The sequence below is a fragment of the Flammeovirga yaeyamensis genome, assembly GCF_018736045.1.
Lineage (GTDB): Bacteria > Bacteroidota > Bacteroidia > Cytophagales > Flammeovirgaceae > Flammeovirga > Flammeovirga yaeyamensis.
The window spans coordinates 1,774,600-1,796,251 of record NZ_CP076132.1; the positions used below are offsets into that span (position 1 = coordinate 1,774,600).

Sequence of the window (21,652 nt, forward strand, 5' to 3'; positions counted from 1 at the left end):
AAACTTTAGCACTGGATTTAAGTTCATATTCTATACTCCTTAAAAGATATTAATTAATGATGATTAATATTAGGAAATAGTGATATAAATCTTAGATTTGTGTAACTAAAAAAACATACACTTAATTAAACTTTTTTGACTATGTCATTAGTGAATAAAAAAGCCCCTTTGTTTACTGCAGGTGCTGTAATTAACGGTGAAGAAATCGTTGAGGACTTTTCATTAGATCAGTTCATTGGAAAACAAGAAGTAGTTCTTTTCTTTTACCCTAAAGATTTTACTTTTGTTTGTCCTACAGAAATCTTGGCTTTCCAAGAAAAATTACCTGAGTTCGAAAAAAGAGGTGTACAAGTAATTGGTGTTTCTACTGATACTGAAGAAACTCACTTAGCTTGGTTATTAACTCCAAAAGCTGAAGGTGGTATTGAAGGTGTTACTTACCCGTTAGTTGCAGATGCTTCTAAAACTATCGCAATGAACTATGGTGTTCTTGGCGGTGAGTATACTTACGATGAAGATACTATGCAATGGTCATTCGAAGGTGCTCCAATTGCGTTAAGAGGTACATTCTTAATCGACAAAGCAGGAAACGTGAGACATTCAGTAATTAACGATTTCCCATTGGGTCGTAACATTGATGATACACTTCGTATGGTAGACGCTTTACAGTTTACTGAAAAGCATGGTGAAGTTTGTCCTGCAAACTGGGAAGAAGGTAAAGATTCTATGAAACCAACACGTGATGGTGTAGCTGATTATTTAAAGAATCACTAGGATCTTATAATTATAAAGAAAGAGGCTTTTTCTATAGAGAAAAAGCCTTTTTTGTTTAGAATAAACGAATGAGGTACATAACAAATCAATAATATTATCGTTCTAAAGAAAAACGATTATCTTTGCATTTAACTGCTTAGAATCAATTTAGTATCGTTTTATACAAAATAGGATTCTATTTTTTTTGAATTAATTTTCACTAATAATAATGAACAAGACTTTCATTTTAACCCTCATCGGCGTGCTGCTTACGTCAATTGTGTTTTCTCAAGATTACTATGTGCTACATCTCTCGGGAAAAGTAAAAGAAACAGCTTCTCAAAGAAATTTAATGGTTGGTGATCAGCTTAAGGGTGATACAGAATTAGAATTTCTTACTGAAGGTGCAAAAGTAGTTGTTATCAGTAAAGAATCTGGTAGAATGCTTATTGATGGCAGCAAAAGTAAAAAGTCCTATAAAGGAGAGTTTATTGATTTAGTGCAAAGCGTTTTATTCCCCATTCAAAAAAACGAAAGCTTAAGTACTAGAACAATAGCAGAGAATAAAGATGTTGCAGACCTACAATCATTTATTGGTAAAGAACCAAGAGCTATTATAGGTGATGTATATACGATTAATGGCGACCCTAAAGTATTTAAGAAGAAGGGAGGAAGCAGCTACATCTACAAATATTATATTGGTAAGGATGCCGTAAATAAGGTGATTCGAATTACTGAGGGTAAAATTAATTTTGATAAGAAAGCACTTTATCCGGTAGAAGATTACAATATTCCAGAAAATGGATCTCAAGTTGAATTTTATTTTACGAATGTGATTTCCAAAAAGTCTATCAAATTGGCGGAATTCCATTTATGTTATGTCAACACTAAAGGATTAATGAAGGAGGTAAGTACGATCATATCTGCTCTTAATATCTCAGGTAATGATGAACGTATTTCTAAAGAAGTGAATGCTTATATCACTGAACAATATGGAACACCATTCGATGGCCAAGTTGATGAGTGGTTAATTAAAAAGGGATTTATTTCTGCAGCGAATTAATTCTCGTGAAAATATCAAAAGGAAAGGTAGCATAAATATGCTGCCTTTTTTTTGTGCTAAGATTTAATCACATCAATTATTTAACGATGATCTGATATTCCAATCAATTTACTTTTTGATATAAAATGAAAAAGGTACGCGAAATATTCACATACCTTTAACCTTAACCAATAAACAACACATAAAATAAACACATGCTTGAAGTCATGAAGGGACTCGAACCCTAAGAAATTCCGTGGTTGACCACCAATTTCATGCTTTATAACTGTCTTTCGATTTACAAATTTACTAGATATTTCAAAAATTTGAAATCTTTTTAAATTTATTAATTCAACTTTTCAATAATTGTAATAAATTTGGGGTATTGATGAATGTAATTTAACGAATAGGCATAACTAATGGAAAAAATACCTGAAATTGATCATGTCGATATAAAAATATTGTCAGAATTACTGAAAGATGCGAAGACTCCTTACACAGAAATCGCTGAAAGGATCTTTGTTTCGGGAGGAACTGTTCATGTTCGTATGAAAAAAATGGAGAAGATGGGGATCGTAAAAGGATCAACATTGGATCTTGATTTTACTAAACTAGGATATGACATCACTTCTTTCTTGGGCATCTATTTAGAAAAAAGTAGTTTGTATGAACAAGTGTGTGCTGAACTAGCAAAAATTCCAGAAATATTAAACCTTCACTATACAACTGGTGATTGGAGTATTTTTGTTAGAATAGCTTGTAGAGATACAAATCACCTTAGACAAGTATTACACGACAAAATCCAAAGTATTCCTGGAATATCGAGAACAGAAACATTTATCTCTCTAGAAGAGAAATTCAACAGACCTCTTGCTTTCGATGAATCAGACATGGAAGATAAAGGACTTGAATAATCAAAAAAGCACCGACGAACTCGGTGCTTTTTTCTTTTATTATTTATTTTCTTTTGACATCCTGTATCAAACATCCCATGTCTACGACCAGATCGTAGCAGAGGGACCAAGGCCACCTCGTTTACTTTTTACCTCTTACCTCTTACCTCTTACTTAAAAACGAGCGTTTACTTTGCTACCTGCTACCTGCTACCTGCTACCTGCTACCTGCTAAATCCCCACCTTCCATTCTTTAATCATCTTCTTAATACTTTGCTTAATCGGATCATTATTTTCTGCATTGTTCATCACAATACCGATGATAGGTAAGAAATTCTCGTCATAGTTCATGGTCCATACCGGTTTTCCATAACAAGCATTAGGACAGATTAACCATAAGAAATCAGGTTTCTGATGATCTCTCTTTTCTCCAATCACTCTCACGCAAGTGTAATATTTAAACGAAGACTCTTTAAGGTCTTGTTCCAAAACGGTTTTAGCCATTTTGTACTTAGCGTCTAGAATAGCGTACCTTAAAGACAGTTTAGGATCCATATATTCCACGACAAAGTCGGGAGTATAGTAGAAACTATCTCTATGAGGCTTTCCATGTAACACTAAATGAGTATCCTTAGGTTCTCGCCCAATTTGAGGCTGATAAAGGAAATTAAGCATCCATTTACCTTGGTTTGGCTGGATACTGATACGTTTAGGAATAAACTCCCCTTCTTGTAAATCTTCCTCTTCTATACGAACATTATAATCCCTGAAACAATCTTCTAGCGCATCTTTTAATCTATAATAAGTAAATAGCTCATAGATTTGATCTAAGAAAGATGTCTTTAAAGAACCACTCTCTCCATTAGTATCAATCTTTAAGTTGTAGACTTGTTGTAACGATAAGAAAATCTTAGAATATACATTTACAGAACTAAATCGCTTGGTAAGTTTTGGGGGATGAAAGTTAGGTTGAGTATTCGGGAGTAACTGCCTATACTTTCTCTCTACCCTAAACAAGCGTGTTTTCAGTTCTGTTACATCCTCTACAGCTTGAGCATTAATAATTACCTGAGCTGATTCAAAGGTGGCATAACCATTTCCATCATTCTGAGTAATCTGTTTTTGATGATTGATATATTCCAAATGTGATAGGAGGTCATCAATAAGCTTTCTTGCCCAATAAAAGCCTCCAAGAATACACTCATTTTCATAAGTAGCATATTCCATTTTAACCACAGGAGCATCAATGTGATCAATTACAGTGTACATGCCATTGATCTCAATAGCATCAGGATGATCTTTTAATGCATCATCAAAGTACAACTCATCTAAATGTTCTATCAACCAATCTATACTGGCATTATCGATATTTGCGGATGCAAAATCTTGAATTTCCCTTGCTTGAATAGTAGATGACCTCGGGCTATGCGATAGCTCCGGAAGTAGGTTTTCCATATTCTGAAGAAAATTCTCTAAAGGCTGTAAGCGAGTGGTGGATAGTAAATTAGATTTATTTTTTTGATCGATGGATTCCTCTTCATCTTTGGTAAAAAGCTTTAAGATGATCGACTTATTCTTTTTGTATAAATAAGTAATCATACCCTCAGCATCCTCACTACTAAGTTTAGACGCGTCTACTCTTACTTGAAAGGATTCTTTACCGCATGAGACTTTTACAAGTCCAAGTTGATTGGAGAAATGTTGACTTAGGCCAACGGTTATAATCCCTTTTTGAATATCATTTGATATCAAAGAAGGATCTACCTCTGTACCATCGATACTGATACTTGTATCTAAAGGGAGTTCGTAATAATGGAATTCCAACTCATAGAAGTGGTGTTCTAATGTGACAATTAAGCCATCCATTAGCAACACCTCTTCTCTGGTTGTATTATAAGGTGGAGTATTATCTTTTCTTATGTGAAAAATTTTAAACTCCATGTATTATCCATCTATTGAGAAGTAATTATAGAAGTGATGGTTGAATCCTTCTTTACCTCCTTTATCCAACATTTTTTGTAATGTCCACTCAGCATGAGAATCCTTTAGTCCAAAGCCTTTTACAATACCTAGTAACGTTTTGATACCTTCCCTAACTTCAGGTCCCTGAAGATTAATTCTAGTAAAAATACGTTGGGCTAGACAGTAGTCTAAAGGTCTAAACTGTTCGTTCATAGCCGAATGAGCAAGGTTACAATACTCAATAATTGCCTTTCTTGTACGAAGACTCACCTGTACACCTAAATTCTGAAGTTCGTTATTTATTTCTCCGAATCGTTCTTCTAATTCAGAATCAATAAATTCTAAAGCATCAGGAGCCAATTCTTGTTTGAAATCTTTTAGGTCGAAAAGTTTTCTAACTGTTTCATAACTGATTTCATAAGGCTCAGGCATAATGATCTCAGAACTGATTAAAGGAGTGTCGTTCTTTGGTAAATCCAAACGGATAATGTGAGAACGGTCCAATAATCGAGCAGAGATTTGCTCTGTAGTGGAATCTAAGTTTAAAGTACCTAAGAATCTAAGGTTGTTGGCATATTCTATGGTTTCATTATTCCCCAAAGAAATCTTCAAACCATTATTCACTTGTGCTTTTGCATCAGTTAATGAGTAGAATGAAGCCCAATAATGTTCAATAGGACTTAGATTGGCTTCGTCTAATAGACAATAAGCCATTGGCGATTTTTGGTAAGCCGAATTATCAAATTCTCCATCCAATTGTTTTAAGAGGTCGTACATATCTGTATTCGCTCTTTGGAATCTTTTTGATAATGGATTGGCAAAACCAATTAAATCTTTTTGAGATGACCAACCTCGAGCCACAGAGATTTCCGAGAATCTTGGCTTTTTGGTGATCGATTGCATCAAATACCTTGCAAGTGACGTCTTACCAGAACCTGGAGGGCCCCAAATAAGTGTCAAGGAATTTTGATGCATAGCTATCAAAATGTTGGCGATAAAGTGATCAGGATAGTTACGTCCTAATCGACCTAATCGTTTATGAATTTTTTGAGTAAGATCTTTTAAAGAATTGATACTTGTTTCATTCTCAATAGTATGATCTTTAATCTCAATTTCTTGTTCTGTATTCTGAAGCGGATTTTTTGATGAATTACTGAAAGCATCAAATTGCATTTTTGTTTTCAGTAAATTCTTTAATGCTTTATCAGCATCTTCTTGAGCCTGAGTAAACTCTTCTTTCAGTGCACTAATAGCCACTGTAAGATTGTGCTTTTCACCTTTCGCATTATCAATTTCTTCATTCAAACGAGCAAGGTTATCGAAAGTGTGTGCTAACTCAATAGCTTCCGCTTTATCAGAGAGCTCCTCTCTTACTTTTTCTAATTTTTTGAGACCTTCTTCAATTTCTCGAGTAATTGCAGACTCTCTTTCTTTTTGAAGACTATCTCTAATTTTTTGCTCATTATCTCTTAAATTCTGAATACCATCTTCAAGATCTTGTATTTCTTCTTGAAGACGAGCAGAATCTTTTCTGAACTTATCTTTTTCTCTTTTTAGCTGTGCTATTTGATTATCAAGGTCTAATTTTTCGGTTTGCAAACCATCTAAACTTGCCTTAAAGAAGTCGTTCTCAGCTAATGAGGTGATAAATTGTTGAAGATACTGAAGGTTTTCTTGAGGTTTAGAAAATAGCTTCTCTAAACGAGAATACCTTTCTTTAAATGAGTGAATAGAATTGTCTTTAGATATTGCTTGCCATACTTTGTCGGCTACTTCTAAAGATTGCTTCTTGTTTAATTGTTCTTCAGCCCAAGTGAATAGATCTTTTCTGCTGATAAAGTCTACAGTATCAACAATATGATATTCAATGTCATGAGTAGAACGTATTAATTTTCTTTTCAATCCTTCATCAGGCATATTAAATTCTAAATATGCATCTGATGGAATTTCGTAAGCTTCAACACTTTTTCTAACTCCTGTAGCAGAAAGTCGAACTGACTTTGCCTCCGAACTAGTTTTAACGCCAACGAAAGGACCGTAAATTAAGCCTTGCTTGGTTTGAGCAAAGAATTTTCTCTCCTGTGCAACATATACCTCATTGATAATGTCATAGTACTGCTTATCAGGGTGGAAGAGATGAAGTTCAAAGTCAATCTCACCAGGGAAAATTTCTAATAGTTGATCTTCAGATAAAGAACTTAAGCGGTCGGCATGTGTAATATGTTTCGTTAAGGAATTTTCTTTATTGTAGGAGTCATCGTCCGTAAGTTGTTTATTTGGACGTACGCCTTTAACTTTTATTAATTCCTCTAACTTAAAATCAGTCGTTAATGTGTACGGTGCACTAGCTAAAAATATAGTTTCACCTAACTTATTAATATCTAACTTAAACCATTCTTCGCCATCAAAATAAAATAGTGGTATTATAAATTTTTTATGTTGCTTAAAATTCTCAGGGTGCTGAGCACCAACTATATAACTATCTTCTCCTAATGCTTTATAACTTTCATAATCATCAAAAATTTCATTTAATTCTTTAATTTTCATTTTATAATGTGTCCAATTTTTATAATTGTCTAGGAAAAATAGTCAATAGTACGCATTAATAAAAGTGATTTTTTTTAGTTTGTTTAATATGTGTTCAATAAGTTTGTGCTTAAATAATACCGCTTAGTTAAAGAAATGAAGAAACTTCCAGATACTTTAGTAATTGTTACAACGATTCTATTAATATTTATTGGCTTAACTTGGTTAATACCTGCAGGTGAATACAGTAGGGAATTAATTAATGATAGAAATGTGTTAATACCTGATTCTTATCAATCTGTTGATTCAACCCCTCAGGGGATAGGAGCCTTCTTTTCTGCACCAATGCGTGGATTTATTTCTGCAAGCGATGTAATTGCTTTTATTTTTATAGTTGGTGGCGCTTTTGGGATGCTCAACAAAACGGGAGCGATAGAAGCAGGATTGCAAAAATTGGTGGAGTTTTCAAATAAACATACCGTTTATAAAAAAATAATCATCCCTCTATTAATCATCGTTTTTTCTATTGCTGGAGCTACATTTGGTATGTCTGAGGAAGTATTGGTATTTATTTTAATTACTATCCCAATGGCAAAGGCCATGAAACTTGATCCAATTGTAGGGGTGGCCATACCTTTTGTAGGAGCAGGAGCTGGTTTTGCAGGAGCGGTTTATAATCCGTTTACCATAGGAATAGCCCAAGGGATAGCTGATGTTCCACTCTTTAGTGGGATGGAATATAGAATCTTCGTTTGGATTATTTTTACCACGATAACAATAGTGTACATCATGTCTTATGTCATGAAGATTACAGCAAATCCCTCAGCATCTTTACTTTCTAATAACACAGCTGATATTGAATTAGAGGAAACAGAAAAAATACCTTTCAACATACAACGAAAATTGGTACTTATTTTATTTGCAGTTGGGATTATTGGTTTAGGAATAGGTGTTACCGAGTATGATTGGTATATGATCGAAATTGGTGCTTTATTCTTTGCAATAGGACTAATCAGTTGCTTAATATGTGGAATACATGTTGACAAAATAAGTAAGGGTTTCGCAAATGGGGCAAAAGAAATGATGACAGCAGCTTTAGTGGTCGCTTTTTGTAAAGGTATTCTGATTGTGGCATCTGATGGAAAAATTATAGATTCTGTATTATTTGGAATTTCATCTGTTGTAAAAGACCTACCAAAGGTATTGTCATTGGAAGCAATGTTTGTTTTTCAAAGTGCATTAAATACTTTTTTACCTTCAGGAACTGGTCAGGCAGCACTCACAATGCCTATTATGGCTCCTTTAAGCGATTTATTAGGAATATCTAGACAAACGGCTGTTTTAGCGTTCCAATTTGGAGATGGTTTAACCAACTTAATTATTCCAACAAGTGGTGTTACCATGGGAGTATTATCAATAGCAAAAATACCATACGGTACTTGGGTGAAATGGATGGGGCCTCTATTATTGATTTTAATGTTGGTGGCAGGCGTTCTTTTGCTTGGTCCTTTATATTTTGACGTTTGGTAATGAAAAAGTATCTCTCTCTACTTTTGAAAGTAATTGGAGGTATTTTATTTGCTTTTGCTCTCCATAAATTTTTTGTTCTTTCACCTTGGGAAAAGGTGCAATTTGAACATCCTATATATATCCTTTTTGCATTTTTATTGATGCCTATTAATTGGAGTTTGGAAGCATTAAAATGGAAAAAATTGATATCCCCTAAATGGCAAATATCATTTAAAGAGGCCCTTTTAGGAGTGTTTTCTGGTGTCGGGGGGAGTTTGATAGCTGGTCGTGCTGTGGGGAGTATTATGGGCAGATATTGGTCCCTTCCTAAAGAAGAAGATAGATCAAAAATAATAGCACCTGTATTACTAGGTCAATGGATTCAAGGAATCTTTACTTATTTATTTGGAGGCATTTCTATTCTAATGTTGGGGATACATCAAATAGATGTTGTACAACTGAAATATGAATATTTATTTTTGATTGCATTCATAATTTTACTCGTTGGTATCGTTTTATTTTTTGTGATAAAAACGCCTTCTATACAGAAGAAATTGATCAATCAATTAGAGCTCATCCGACAATATGATATCAATATATTAGCCTCGATTACATTATGTAGCGGTTTAAGGTATTTTATTTTTACCCTTCAATTTTTCATTATTCTTTACACCTTTAGTGAAGGGGAAGCATGGTGGATATATTTTCAATGGGTGAGCATCATCTATTTGATAAAGACTCTGACGCCTGTAATGAACATGATGATGGATATTGGTGCCAGAGAGTTGTCGGCCTACTATATTTTTCTTCATTATGGTGCTGATACCAATATTGCTTTAATGTCTTCATTAATCGTTTGGGGAATCAATATTTTAATACCATCTTTAGTAGGGCTAACCGTGCGTTGGCGTCTCTAAATTGATGTATATGCAAACCTTTTGGACTAATTTTCATTCTCACTCTCATTTTTGTGATGGTAAACCCTCATTGGAGGAAATGGTACAAGCAGCTATTGACCAAAATGTAAAATCGTATGGATTTTCATCTCATTCTCCAGTACCTTTTTCCACAACTTGGAACATGCCAATGGACCGGTTGAATGAATACATGAATGAAGCCAAACGATTGAAAGAGAAATACCAAGATCAAATACAATTATATACAGGCTTAGAAGTTGATTTTGTTAGCGGAAAATGTGGCGTCCATAACTTTCCACAACTTGACTTTTCAGTAGGATCAATCCATTTCGTGGATACATTTGAAGATGGCACCTATTGGGAAATTGATAACACTAAAACCATTTTCGATCGGGGATTACAAGAAATCTTCGGTGGAAACATTCAAAGAGCGTTTAAAAGGTATTACGATTTATCCATAGAAATGCTGGAAGAAGATACTCCTGATGTATTGGGTCATATGGACAAATTCAAAATGCATAACAGCACAGGAAACTGGTTTTCTGAAGAAGAGGAATGGTATAAAAAAATGGTGATGGAATACATAGAAGTAATAAAAGAAAGTGGTGTAATCGTTGAAGTAAATACTAGAGGATTATACAAAGGGTTCTCTAAAGACCTCTATCCAAGCCCATGGATCATCAAAGAGCTGATCGATAGAAAAATTCCCATTTCCTTAAATTCTGATAGTCATACTACTTTCGAAATCACCAAAGGATTTGATGAAGCCGCTGAATTACTTTCATCACTCGGCCTAAGAGAAGTATATGGGTTGTGGGATGGTGAGTGGCAACCGTTTGGGTTTGAGAAACAAGGAGTGATTTTAAGGTAAGAGGTAAGAAGTAAAAGGTAAGGGGAGATTTTTGATTAATTATTTTTGAGTTAGGAGTTGCGGAATTATCGCAGTAGCAAAACTGGCGCAAATGTTAAGCGATAGCGACATTTGTGCCTATGAACGTAAGAGGTCTCCTGACCTCGTTTTTTAACTAAGAAACTGAAAAACTAAGGGGGAATAACCTTCTAAATTTGAGAGGTGATGAAATTCCTCGAATTATACATTTAGAAGTATCGTTTTCTTAAAAGCTTATTTTTCGCTGAAATCATCATTTTCCACACTTCCACAAAGAGGCGGTGGATCCCCTCGTTACACGTGCTATTAGCAAAATATTATTAGTACAAAGTTAAGCTAAAACGTTTTATTTATTTTTTCCACGATCTATTAGTTGGGTAAAGAGGAGCGAACCAAACCTGCTACCTGCTACCTACTACTTACTACCTCTTCTCCTTTTCCCACACAAAATACCCTCTCTTCGTCATTTTTGCCTCAGGATTTTTCAAATACTCTTCCAAAGCAAAAGTGGTTGATTCAAAGGCAATATCCTCCCAAGGAATATCTTTAACTTCAAATAATTTTGATTCAAGTGTTTCTGATGTAGGTCCAACTTCATCAGATACGAGGTCAACAAGGTAAATAAGGTACACCTGATTGAATTGAGGCAGGGAAAAAACTGATTGTAAGTGTTTGATGTGACCTTTGGCTAACGTTTCCTCGAAAAGCTCGCGTAAAGCACCATCCTCTGGTGTTTCACCATTTTCTAAAAAGCCAGCAGGTAATCCCCAATATCCTTTTCTTGGATCAATAGCTCTTTTACCTAAAAGGATTTTTCCTTCAAAGACGGGAAGACAACCTGCAATTATGCGTGGATTTTGGTAATGAATAGTACCACAATTGTCACAAACAAAACGTTGTTTATGATCACCTTCAGGAACGATAAATTGAAGTTGGTCACTTCCACATTGGCTACAAAAATTCATAAAAAAGAAATATAAGCTGAGGATGAAAAGTTGGTATTTACCCTAGAACAAAACATCAATTTAAAGATTAATGTTTTACAAAATCAATTTCTAGCCAAAAAATGATGATAGAAATCTTCAAATTAAGGTGATAACATCCGAATTTTTTAGATATTTATGTAAATAAATCAATACCTTTGGACGCTAATCGTCCAACACATACTAAGACATTTATAAATAAATTTTTATATGCCAGAAAATATTATCAGAAAGAAAGATGCCTTGGAATATCATGAGAATCCAATTCCAGGTAAAATTGAGGTAGTTCCTACAAAAAAAACTAAAACACAACGAGATCTTTCTTTAGCATATTCACCAGGAGTTGCAGATCCTTGTACTGAAATTGCTGAAAACCCTGAAGATGTCTATAAATATACAGCAAAAGGTAACCTTGTCGGTGTAATCTCAAACGGTACTGCTGTATTAGGATTAGGAGATATTGGTCCTGAAGCATCAAAGCCAGTAATGGAAGGTAAAGGTGTACTTTTCAAAATCTTTGCTGGTATCGATGTATTTGATATCGAAGTCAATGCAAAAGACCCCCAAAAATTTATTGAAGCAGTTAAGACACTTGAGCCAACGTTCGGTGGTATTAACTTAGAAGATATTAAAGCTCCCGACTGTTTTGAAATCGAAACGGCATTGAAAAAGGAAATGAATATTCCTGTTATGCACGACGACCAACACGGTACAGCAATTATTTCAGGAGCAGCCTTAATTAATGCTGCTGAAATTATTGGAAAAGACCTTAAAGATTTAAAAGTAGTAGTTTCTGGTGCAGGTGCATCGGCAATTTCTTGTATTAAGATTTTCTTTGAGTTAGGTGTAGATCCAAAGAATGCTATTGTTTGCGATAGTAGAGGCGTGATTCGTACGGATCGTGATAACCTTTCAGGATCTAAGAAAGAATTGGCAACAGATATCGATGTGAACACATTAGATGAAGCTTTGGTTGATGCTGATGTATTCTTAGGTTTATCAAGAGGTAATTTGATGACACCAGAGATGTTATTGTCTATGGCAAAAGATCCTATCGTTTTCGCCTTGGCAAACCCAACACCTGAGATTGATTATCAATTAGCAATGAACACTAGAAGTGATGTGATGATGGCTACGGGCCGTTCAGATCATCCTAACCAAGTGAATAACGTACTAGGTTTTCCATACATTTTCAGAGGAGCACTTGATGTAAGAGCAACAGAAATCAACGAAGAGATGAAGTTGGCTTGTGTTCGATCAATTGCAGCTTTGGCCAAAGAACCTGTTCCAGAAACTGTAACTCAAGCATACAATGTGGATCGTTTGGTTTTTGGTAGAGATTACTTTATTCCAAAACCACTAGATACTCGTCTTTTAACGACAGTGGCACCGGCCGTAGCACAAGCAGCGATGGATACAGGTGTAGCTAAATCAGAAATTGACGATATGGAAGCGTATAAAGAAGAACTTGTACGTCGTATGGGTACAGGTAACGATATCATGAGACGTTTAGGTGTGAAAGCTCGTAACGTTCGTAAGAAAGTGGTATTTGCAGAAGCTGATAACCCACACATTCTTCGTGCTGCTCGTATCGCCATGGATGAAGGAATTATCGATCCAATCTTGTTGGGTAGAAGATCTAGAATACGTGCCATGATCGAAGCTTTAGAGTTGGACGAATTATTAAACGTGCCAATCGTAAACCCTCGTGCTGATGAAACTAATGAAGTCAGAGAGCGTTATGCGAAGATCTACTACGAAAGACGTCAGAGAGAAGGAGCTACTATTTATGAAGCAAATGACTTGATGAATAAGCGTTCTTACTATGCAGCCATGATGGTGGAGCAAGGTGATGCAGATGCATTAATTTCAGGTGCACATAGAAACTATATCTCATCTTTGGCTCCAGCACTTCGTGTCATCGGGACAGTAGACAATAAGTCGATCGCTACAATGTATATGGTACTGACTAAAAAAGGACCATTATTCTTAGCAGATACAACCATGATCGAAAATCCTACAACAGAGGAAATCGTTGAGATTACTGAAGCAGTAGTGAAAAGAGTAAAAGACTTCTTCAAAATTGATCCAAGAGTAGCATTATTGAGTTACTCAAACTTTGGTTCATCTAAGAAAGGTGTGGATTCGAATAAAATGAAGAAGGCGCGTCAAATTATCAAAGAGAGAAATCCTCAGCTACCTGTAGATGGTGATATTCAAGCAAACTTTGCCTTGAATCCAGACATTACTAAAGAGAGTTTCCCATTCTCAGATTTGGCTGACAAAGGGGCGAATGTATTGGTATTCCCTAACTTATCGGCTGCAAATATTGCACTGAACTTGTTGGACGAATTAGCTGATGCAACTCTAGTGGGTCCTATCGTTATGGGAATGAAAAAGCCTGCTCACGTTCTTCAGATTGGAGCAAATGTGCAACAAATCTTGGACATGATTACGATCGCCAACTTAGATGCACAACAGTCTTAGAAAATTTTCAAAAATTCACCACTTTATGTGAAATTTTTAAATAATAGAGTGAAAAATGGAGTGATTTGCAAAAAATCACTCCATTTCTTTTTAATTCAATGATATTGTATTTAATATTGTGACATAGATCATCCCGATGGTCTTTTATTTTATACAATTAGTATAGTAATTCGATAGAGTAAAGGATAAATATAACATAACCACGTCACGCATTATGCAAAGTTTTAGAACTGAACTAGAGAATCCTGTTGTAGAACAAGACATACTCGACTTAGAAAAGAAAATTAGATTATTCCACAATGGAGAAATCGACGACGATAAATTTAGAAGTTTACGTTTAGCTAGAGGAGTGTATGGTCAACGTCAGCCTGGCGTGCAAATGATCAGAATAAAAATTCCTTACGGTAAATTAACGACTAGACAATTAAATAGAATATGTGATGTTTCTGATGAATATTCAAACGGAAAACTTCACATTACTACTCGTCAAGATATTCAAATTCACTATGTAAGCTTGGATGATTCTCCACGTTTATGGCATGAATTAGAAAAGGATGAAGTGACTCTTCGTGAGGCCTGTGGTAACACTGTTCGTAACATTACGGCATCAGAGTTAGCGGGTATTGATCCAGCAGAACCATTTGACGTAACACCATACGCACACGCTACTTTTGAGTACTTCTTAAGAAACCCTATCTGTCAGGAAATGGGTAGAAAGTTCAAAATTGCATTCTCTTCTTCAGTTGAGGATACAGCTTTCGCTTTCATCCACGACGTTGGAGCTATTCCAGTAGTTAAAACTATTGATGGTGAAGAAAGAAGAGGTTTCAAAGTATTGATCGGTGGTGGTTTAGGTGCACAACCTTACATGGCTGAGACCGCTTACGAATTCCTAGAAGAAGAAAAATTAATTCCATTCACTGAGTCATTAATCAGAGTATTTGATAGACACGGTGAGCGTAACCGTAGAATGAAAGCAAGAATGAAGTTCTTGATTCAGGATATCGGTAAAGAGGAATTATTAAGATTAGCTCAAGAAGAGTTCAATTCTCTTGAAAATAAAGAAATTTGGGTAGACCGTTCTAAGGTAGATCAAACTGAATTACCAAAGAAAGGAGCTGCTGTTGAAGTAGAGATTAAAGATCAAGCAAAATTCGATAAATGGTCTGAAGCGAATGTTTTCGAACAAAAGCAAGAAGGTTATTATGGAGTGTTAGTAAGATTACCACTTGGTAACTTCGATACTACAACTGCTAGAACTTTATCTCAAATAGTCACTGATTATGCAGCAGACGATATCCGTCTAACTATCCGTCAAGGTATCTTATTGAAATACGTTCAAAAAGAAAACCTTAAGGCATTATTCAACGCTTTAGATGCGATTGGATTTGCTGAGCCGGGTTACGATACAACTGCAGACATCACTGCTTGTCCTGGCACAGATACTTGTGTATTGGGTATTTCATCAAGTACAGGTTTAGCAAGAGTATTAGGTGATCTTATTAAAGTAGAATATCCAGATTTATTGACAGATGATACTTTCAAAATCAAAATCTCAGGATGTCCTAACGCATGTGGTCAGCATACGATTGCACAGTTTGGTATCCATGGATCATCTTTAAGAAACAAAGAAAACAAAATGTTGTTGCCAGCCGCTCAAATTCTACTTGGTGGTGGATTTGATGGTGAAAGTAACCCTCATATTGCAGATAAAGTCATCAAAATCCCAAGTAAGCGTATCCAAGATGCTTTTAGAGCAGTGGTAGATGATTACGATCAAAATGCTCCAGAAGGACAGTATTTTGTAGATTATTACAAGGCACAAGGTAAGGAGTACTTCTACGACTTATTAAAGCACTTAGGTGATTTATCTACGCTTGTACCAGAAGACTACTTAGATTGGTACACTGAGGTAGATAAATTCGAATTGCATAAAGCTGTTGGTGAATGTGCGGGTGTGATTATTGACCTAGTACAAACATTAATTCTTGAAGCTGAAGAAAAAGTTGGTTGGGCAAATGAAGCGATCTCAAAAGGATTATTCGCAGATGCAGTTTACCATACTTACCAAGCTTATGTGAGTGCAGCTAAAGCCTTGCTTCTTGATAAAAAAGTGAAGCTGAACTCTCACATGACAGTAATTAATCGTTTTGCTGAGCACTACGATGAAAAGCTTCAGTTTGCTGAAGGTTCATTTGTTGACCATGTGTTGAGAATCAACAAAAACGAACCTACTGCTGAATTCGCTCAAACTTATTTTGATGAAATCAAAGTATTCTTAGAGAACGTAAGCAGAATTAGAAAAGAAGATCTACAAGAAGCTTAGATTTTATATAGCATCATTGATAAACAAACTTTTTTACATCTCATGACAAAGACTATACAACCGGAATTGACTTTAGTAGGGGCAGGAATTGGAGACCCGGATTTGATTACTGTAAAAGGTATCAAAGCACTACGTCGTGCAGATGTAGTTTTATACGATGCTTTAGTATCTGAAGAGTTATTGGAGTATGCGCCCAACGCTAAAAAAGTTTATGTAGGTAAACGAGTAGGGCAGCATTCTTTTAAGCAAGAAGATATAAACAAATTAATTGTTTCTCATGCTTTTGCAGGAGGACATGTAGTAAGGTTGAAAGGTGGCGACCCTTTTGTTTTCGGTAGAGGACACGAGGAAATGCGATACGCTCAAAAGCATGGTTTAAGAGTAAATCTTGTACCAGGCATTAGTAGTTCAGTTGCTGCACCAGCTTTACAAGGTATTCCTGTAACAAGAAGAGGGGATAGTCAAAGCTTTTGGGTAATAACTGGCACAACAAAAGAAGGAGAAGTTTCTGCTGATATTGCTTTAGCGGCTCAATCTTCTGCTACTGTGATTATTTTGATGGGAACTAAGAAAATCCGTCAGATTATGGAAAGCTTTGCCAATGCAGGTAAGTCAAATACACCTGTGGCGATTATACAAAATGCATCTACTCCTGAAGAGAAAATTGGATTGGGTACAGTTCAAAATATCGAAGAAGTGATGATAGAGAAACAATTAGGATCACCTGCTGTTATTGTTGTTGGAGAAGTCGTGAAGCATCACGCCAAGTATCCTTCAAATTTAGTGCAAGTGGTAGTTAAAGAATTAGCATAGAGTGATCAGTGGTAACGTGGCGTTTGTGTGTTTTAATTTTACATTAAAAGCAGAAAATTCGGTTAGTGGTTCAACAGATTTCGTTACGTGCCACTGATTGCTCTTTAACTGAATACGAATTGAAGGACAGGGCGAAAGCTTTGTTCTTCTTTTTTTTATTTTTATTTTTCGAAATTATACAAAAAACAAACGTTACTCCTATGAATACAATGTTCCCCATCTTCATCAAAATGTCTGAAATTTCCACATTAATAGTAGGTGGAGGTAATGTTGGTGAAGAGAAATTATCAGCCATATTAAAAAATAGTCCTGATGCAGTTGTCACTGTAGTGTCAAAGGAATTTGGACAACCATTATTAGATTTAGCGAAAGACTTTCCTAATGTAAAAACTATCGAAAGAGGTTTTGAAGTTGCTGATTTAGAAGATCATCATATCGTTTTATGTGCTACCGACGATTATAATTTGCATGTGATAATCAAAGAGGAGTGTGGTAAAAGAAATAAAATAGTCAATGTAGCTGATACTCCTCCATTATGTGATTTCTACTTAGGTTCAGTGGTGACAAAAGGCGATTTAAAAGTAGGTATTTCAACCAATGGTAAATCACCAACCTTAGCAAAACGTATGAGAGAATTCCTCGAAGATGCACTACCCAACGAAACGCAAGAATTATTAGATAACCTCAAAGGTATAAGAGATAAACTTACGGGTGATTTTCAGGCGAAAGTAAAGCAGCTGAATGATATTACGCAACAGGTGTTTGATAAGAAAGAATAATTTTAGGTAGCAGGTGAGGTTCGCTCCTCTTTTCATGTAACTTTAGCAATGTAACTTTGCATAATTTTTTTATTCCCCCAATTTTGTTACCCTGTTCGTGTAAGGAGGGGTTGCACCACCTCCTTGGGGAAATGAGTAAATAGTAGAGCTTGAATAAAAACAACTTTAAAAGAAAACGATATTTTTGCGTGATTCAATCGAGGGGTTTCACCGCCTCTCTATTTTACTTTTAAAGTACCTCAACTTAGTTCCTTAGTTCTTAGTTAAAACACGAGGCGTGAGACTTCTTACGTTTTTAGACACAAATGTCGTTATCACTTAACATTTGCATCAGTTTTACTTCTTCCCTCTTACCTTTTACTTTAAACGAGCGTTAACTTTGCTCCCTATTTCTCCCACTCAATCAAATTCTTCTTACTCGCCACAATCCCATCCTCATCCACATAAACAAAGTCCCCATCTACAAATTCGATACCCGCTACTTCAGCATGGTAGTGTATTTCTATAGGGTCGTCATTTAATGTTGCTTTTTTAGGGTAGGGGTGTTTGCCTACAATACCCACTCTAAGTTTTGAGATGGTTTCTTTGTGTCTGAAGTTGGCATTAGAAACAATACCTTCCCATTCTTGGTGAAGCAGGGCAAAAGCTAGATCATCATCAATTAAGGCATCTGGAAGTTCAGATTCCCAATCGACGACTAGAACGCGACCTTTACCATTTTCTTCTTCAATGCGTTCGAGGATCATGGCAGGGTTGTTTGTTTTGAAACATACCACTTGACCATGAAAAGATTTCTTTTGACTGATGCTTTCTAAATAAAACGGTCTCCCGATAGTTACTTCTTTAGGGTGTCTATCACATAAATTGGAGGTTTTGATTTTTGCCCCACTATCTAAAGATTGGTTTTCCAAAAAGTGAATAACATCTTGAGCAGATCGGTCAGGTATTTCTTCCATTGGAACATGACCAACACCTTCGTAGATAATAAGTGATGAATTGGGAAGGTTGAAATCAAATTTATAAGCATTGGCTAATGGAATCCAACGATCTTTTTCACCCCATAATATCAAAGTAGGAGTTTCAAGGTCCTTTAGGTGATCAGAATGATCTACATTAGAACTAGTAGCAATATTTAAAAATGCCTCTTTGTTTCCTTTTCTAGAGAACATCTCATGGTAACGAGTGGTAGTGGTAGGTTCTATGCGTTTAGAATTACCGTAAGCATTCTTAAGGAAGAACTCAATGATAGTTTTTGGTGTACTTAAGTATTCAGCTACGCCATGAAACATTTTGAATTCTTTTAGGATTGGGTTTTGCACCAATTTAAATAATAGAGGAATCGAGTCTCTATCGTTAAAGCCAGCCGCATCTAATAATATTAATCTACGGACTTGCTGCTTAAAGCGAAACGCATATTCCCATGCAAGCCATCCACCTAATGATGATCCCGCTATATAAAACTTTTTTAAGTCAAGTTGCTTGAAAAAAGTCTCAAAAAATTTCAGATATATTTCAACAGAATACGATCGATCAGGTCTAGGTCCAGTTAAACCAAAACCAGGGATATCTAAGCGTATTACTTTATATTTTTTTGATAAAATCTCAGTCCATCTATCCCAAGTATGTAAAGATGCGAAAGTACCATGAAGCAATACCAAAGGAAAGCCTTCACCTTCAATACGGTAGTGAACTTTCATGCCGTCAATTTCTAGGAATTTGGATTGTTCATTAGTGTATTTTTCGAAGACATCAATAGCCATAGTATAGATTTAGTTTTACTTGTCAGATTAAAATGAATAAGTTGAGATGAATATCATATAATATCCATTGAATATTGAATATACAGTTAAACCTTTGTTCAACAAAAATTATTTCATTTAGAAAGTTGTTTTCTTGATCAGAATCATATCAATTACTCAAAAGGGACCATTCTAGGTTTTGTAGGTTTAAAATCTATAATTGGTAATTGTATTTCTGTGGAAAAAGTAATTTGATATGGAGTTCTTCCCTCAGGAGAGTTAGGATAAAGTTTTATATCTAAACTTATTGTATTGAAAACTAAGTTTTCGTTTCTCGTTCGAATACCTCCACCAAAACCTGTGAAAAGTTCATCTTTGGATATGGAATTTTCTTTTTCTCCTAAAAGCACTCCCAATTCAATATTTTGATAAAAAGCGAACTTGAAACCGTAAAAATACCAAGGAGTAAACCACACGGCCTCTTGTTTTAATTGAGCACGTCTTGATCCTCTTTTGGTATTGGTATCAATATTATAACTACTAAAAAAATCGTCACTTATGAAATATAAAAACTGACCAGGAACTAAGTCACTTCCAGAAGTCATATTAACATCTAAGAAAAAACGAACAAAATTTCGGCGGACAGCCAAAAGATTAGAAAAATAGTGTAACCCAAAATGCTGGATTTTTTGTTGGTATTTAGTCTCAAAGAATTGACCATATTCATAGTTTGCTCTAAAGAAACCCCAAGGAGTGAAGCGACCGTAATCCAATTGAAAACCAATATAGGGCCGGTCACCTAAAAACTCGTTTTGTTCATAACCAATAGTGGAATTAAATAACCAACCATGAGGAACGTCCTCATTTCTACCAAAACCTTGTAAATAACTTAATTTTCTGTAGTTCCTTTGAGTAAATGTTAATCCAGCTGTGTATTGTATTTTATCTTGATACCTGTATAAAGTGTCTGCTGAAATTTCTTCTGGTCTGCGTGAAAAAAGGGTTTGTTCACTTCCGGCTAATACAGTAATATTTCTGTTTTTATCTTTATCAATCTGAAAAGATCGTCCAGCCCAAGTGGTGATTACTTCATATTTATGAGGTTTCCAAAAACGTTGTCCATCTTCTACTCCTGGTATAAAAGCACTATCTGATGTTGAATAACCAAAAGCTTGTCGCACATATAAATACCCCATTTCACCACCCCATTTTGTTGCAGACGTGACAAAATCTTTATAGGTAGCTAAACCATATATACTTTCATTTTCACTATCAGTAAAGTTACCGATAACATCGATGAAAGTACCACTAATGTTATTGTACCTGTACTGTAAGTCAAACCCCAAAGGAATATCAGATTCTGGCTGAAGTATACCTCCTAAATATACATATTGACCCATTCCAAGAAAATTAGAATTGTAGATGCCTCCTCCATAATCACCAAAGTTATAGGTGTCTACGCTGGCTCCAATGGTCCACTGATCTTTCGTGACCACATAGATATCTATTTCACTATTGGGCATTTCACATGCATACACTTCAGCATCTTTAATAAAGGGTAAAGCCCTTAGAATACGTTCTGTTTCAGAGAGATCAAAATCTGTAATTACATCACCTTCTTTAAAAAGCAAATGCTTTCGAATGACATATTCTTTGGTTTTATTATGTACACCATTGGCATATTGTCCTAAACCGGAAGTTCTTTCAGGATAGGGATCTTTCACATCTCCTCCAAATGGGTTCAGTCTGATATAGTTGATGCTTCTGATGATTTTATTTTCAAAACACATTCCTTCAGAAATGGTATTTTCATTTACATCGTCTGTATTATTGTTATTTCTGTTTACTAAGAAGAAGTTCGAAATCTCTTTTGTAATCCTTCTCTTTTCTAAGGTTTTCTGGAGGTTATCGTAAAATTTATCTGATCTTATAACGGCTGTTGAATCGAAGTTAACTAAGTCTTTTTCTACAAAAATGATGGTGTCTTTTTTAAACCTCATTACAGAATCACCAATAACAATAGGCACATAAGCT

The 21,652-nt window shown here is 35.4% G+C and carries 15 protein-coding genes; 10 read left to right on the forward strand and 5 right to left on the reverse strand.

All coding sequences use genetic code 11. The annotated features are described in order from the left end of the window. Window positions 1–141 precede the first annotated feature (141 nt). The 3 genes from KMW28_RS06845 (at window position 142) to KMW28_RS06855 (ending at window position 2,709) form a co-directional block, all read left to right on the forward strand. A complete protein-coding gene (locus KMW28_RS06845) occupies window positions 142–774 on the forward strand; it encodes a peroxiredoxin (RefSeq protein ID WP_066208946.1) in 633 nt (210 codons plus the stop codon). Between the two features lie 208 nt (window positions 775–982). Continuing rightward, window positions 983–1,816, forward strand: a complete 834-nt coding sequence (locus tag KMW28_RS06850; RefSeq protein WP_169664036.1) for a hypothetical protein — start codon at window positions 983–985, stop codon at window positions 1,814–1,816. 398 nt (window positions 1,817–2,214) lie between these two features. Further along, window positions 2,215–2,709, forward strand: a complete 495-nt coding sequence (locus KMW28_RS06855) for an Lrp/AsnC family transcriptional regulator (protein WP_044218482.1) — start codon at window positions 2,215–2,217, stop codon at window positions 2,707–2,709. 210 nt (window positions 2,710–2,919) lie between these two features. Here the strand turns inward: KMW28_RS06855 and KMW28_RS06860 are convergent, their stop codons facing one another. Together KMW28_RS06860 and KMW28_RS06865 are read right to left on the reverse strand one after the other, a co-directional pair. Next, window positions 2,920–4,629: a hypothetical protein gene (locus KMW28_RS06860; protein WP_169664035.1), complete on the reverse strand. Its 1,710-nt coding sequence runs from the start codon at window positions 4,627–4,629 to the stop codon at window positions 2,920–2,922. Window positions 4,630–4,632: 3 nt separating this feature from the next. Further along, window positions 4,633–7,197 carry an ATP-binding protein gene (locus KMW28_RS06865; protein WP_169664034.1) on the reverse strand — a complete coding sequence of 855 codons (2,565 nt, stop codon included), beginning with the start codon at window positions 7,195–7,197 and terminating at the stop codon, window positions 4,633–4,635. 135 nt (window positions 7,198–7,332) lie between these two features. On the opposite strand from KMW28_RS06865, the gene KMW28_RS06870 reads away from it, so the two are divergent. The 3 genes from KMW28_RS06870 to KMW28_RS06880 are packed head-to-tail and all read left to right on the forward strand — an operon-like array spanning window position 7,333 to window position 10,473. Next, window positions 7,333–8,706, forward strand: a complete 1,374-nt coding sequence (locus KMW28_RS06870; protein ID WP_169664033.1) for a YfcC family protein — start codon at window positions 7,333–7,335, stop codon at window positions 8,704–8,706. Continuing rightward, window positions 8,706–9,602, forward strand: a complete 897-nt coding sequence (locus tag KMW28_RS06875) for a lysylphosphatidylglycerol synthase transmembrane domain-containing protein (protein ID WP_169664032.1) — start codon at window positions 8,706–8,708, stop codon at window positions 9,600–9,602. Before KMW28_RS06870 ends, KMW28_RS06875 begins: the two co-directional genes overlap by 1 nt. Window positions 9,603–9,612: 10 nt before the next feature. Next, a complete protein-coding gene (locus KMW28_RS06880) occupies window positions 9,613–10,473 on the forward strand; it encodes a histidinol-phosphatase (protein WP_169664031.1) in 861 nt (286 codons plus the stop codon). Window positions 10,474–10,913: 440 nt separating this feature from the next. On the opposite strand, the gene KMW28_RS06885 is transcribed toward KMW28_RS06880, so the two are convergent. Further along, window positions 10,914–11,456, reverse strand: a complete 543-nt coding sequence (locus tag KMW28_RS06885; RefSeq protein WP_169664030.1) for an NUDIX hydrolase — start codon at window positions 11,454–11,456, stop codon at window positions 10,914–10,916. 228 nt (window positions 11,457–11,684) lie between these two features. On the opposite strand from KMW28_RS06885, the gene KMW28_RS06890 reads away from it, so the two are divergent. From KMW28_RS06890 to KMW28_RS06905, 4 genes are all read left to right on the forward strand, one after another. Then, a complete protein-coding gene (locus KMW28_RS06890; protein ID WP_205958176.1) occupies window positions 11,685–13,961 on the forward strand; it encodes an NADP-dependent malic enzyme in 2,277 nt (758 codons plus the stop codon). Between the two features lie 214 nt (window positions 13,962–14,175). Beyond that, complete coding sequence (locus KMW28_RS06895; RefSeq protein ID WP_169664029.1) at window positions 14,176–16,287, forward strand: HEPN domain-containing protein; 2,112 nt, start codon at window positions 14,176–14,178, stop codon at window positions 16,285–16,287. Window positions 16,288–16,329: 42 nt separating this feature from the next. Beyond that, window positions 16,330–17,100: a uroporphyrinogen-III C-methyltransferase gene (gene cobA, locus KMW28_RS06900; RefSeq protein ID WP_169664028.1), complete on the forward strand. Its 771-nt coding sequence runs from the start codon at window positions 16,330–16,332 to the stop codon at window positions 17,098–17,100. Between the two features lie 200 nt (window positions 17,101–17,300). Further along, the gene (locus KMW28_RS06905) at window positions 17,301–17,879 is read left to right on the forward strand and encodes a precorrin-2 dehydrogenase/sirohydrochlorin ferrochelatase family protein (RefSeq protein ID WP_169664027.1); all 579 of its coding nucleotides are present in this window, start codon (window positions 17,301–17,303) and stop codon (window positions 17,877–17,879) included. 386 nt (window positions 17,880–18,265) lie between these two features. Here the strand turns inward: KMW28_RS06905 and KMW28_RS06910 are convergent, their stop codons facing one another. Beyond that, a complete protein-coding gene (locus KMW28_RS06910) occupies window positions 18,266–19,639 on the reverse strand; it encodes an alpha/beta fold hydrolase (protein WP_066208924.1) in 1,374 nt (457 codons plus the stop codon). A 152-nt stretch (window positions 19,640–19,791) separates the two neighbouring features. After that, window positions 19,792–21,645, reverse strand: coding sequence for a BamA/TamA family outer membrane protein (locus KMW28_RS06915; protein ID WP_169664026.1), 1,854 nt, complete (start codon window positions 21,643–21,645; stop codon window positions 19,792–19,794). Window positions 21,646–21,652: the final 7 nt, after the last annotated feature.

Coding starts and splice junctions, on each gene's coding strand:
- cobA (WP_169664028.1), top strand. CDS start 16,330: ATGACAAAGACTATACAACCGGAATTGACTTTAGTAGGGGCAGGAATT.
- KMW28_RS06890 (WP_205958176.1), top strand. CDS start 11,685: ATGCCAGAAAATATTATCAGAAAGAAAGATGCCTTGGAATATCATGAG.
- KMW28_RS06860 (WP_169664035.1), bottom strand. CDS start 4,629: ATGGAGTTTAAAATTTTTCACATAAGAAAAGATAATACTCCACCTTAT.
- KMW28_RS06910 (WP_066208924.1), bottom strand. CDS start 19,639: ATGGCTATTGATGTCTTCGAAAAATACACTAATGAACAATCCAAATTC.
- KMW28_RS06865 (WP_169664034.1), bottom strand. CDS start 7,197: ATGAAAATTAAAGAATTAAATGAAATTTTTGATGATTATGAAAGTTAT.
- KMW28_RS06895 (WP_169664029.1), top strand. CDS start 14,176: ATGCAAAGTTTTAGAACTGAACTAGAGAATCCTGTTGTAGAACAAGAC.
- KMW28_RS06875 (WP_169664032.1), top strand. CDS start 8,706: ATGAAAAAGTATCTCTCTCTACTTTTGAAAGTAATTGGAGGTATTTTA.
- KMW28_RS06870 (WP_169664033.1), top strand. CDS start 7,333: ATGAAGAAACTTCCAGATACTTTAGTAATTGTTACAACGATTCTATTA.
- KMW28_RS06905 (WP_169664027.1), top strand. CDS start 17,301: ATGAATACAATGTTCCCCATCTTCATCAAAATGTCTGAAATTTCCACA.
- KMW28_RS06885 (WP_169664030.1), bottom strand. CDS start 11,456: ATGAATTTTTGTAGCCAATGTGGAAGTGACCAACTTCAATTTATCGTT.
- KMW28_RS06855 (WP_044218482.1), top strand. CDS start 2,215: ATGGAAAAAATACCTGAAATTGATCATGTCGATATAAAAATATTGTCA.
- KMW28_RS06850 (WP_169664036.1), top strand. CDS start 983: ATGAACAAGACTTTCATTTTAACCCTCATCGGCGTGCTGCTTACGTCA.
- KMW28_RS06880 (WP_169664031.1), top strand. CDS start 9,613: ATGCAAACCTTTTGGACTAATTTTCATTCTCACTCTCATTTTTGTGAT.
- KMW28_RS06845 (WP_066208946.1), top strand. CDS start 142: ATGTCATTAGTGAATAAAAAAGCCCCTTTGTTTACTGCAGGTGCTGTA.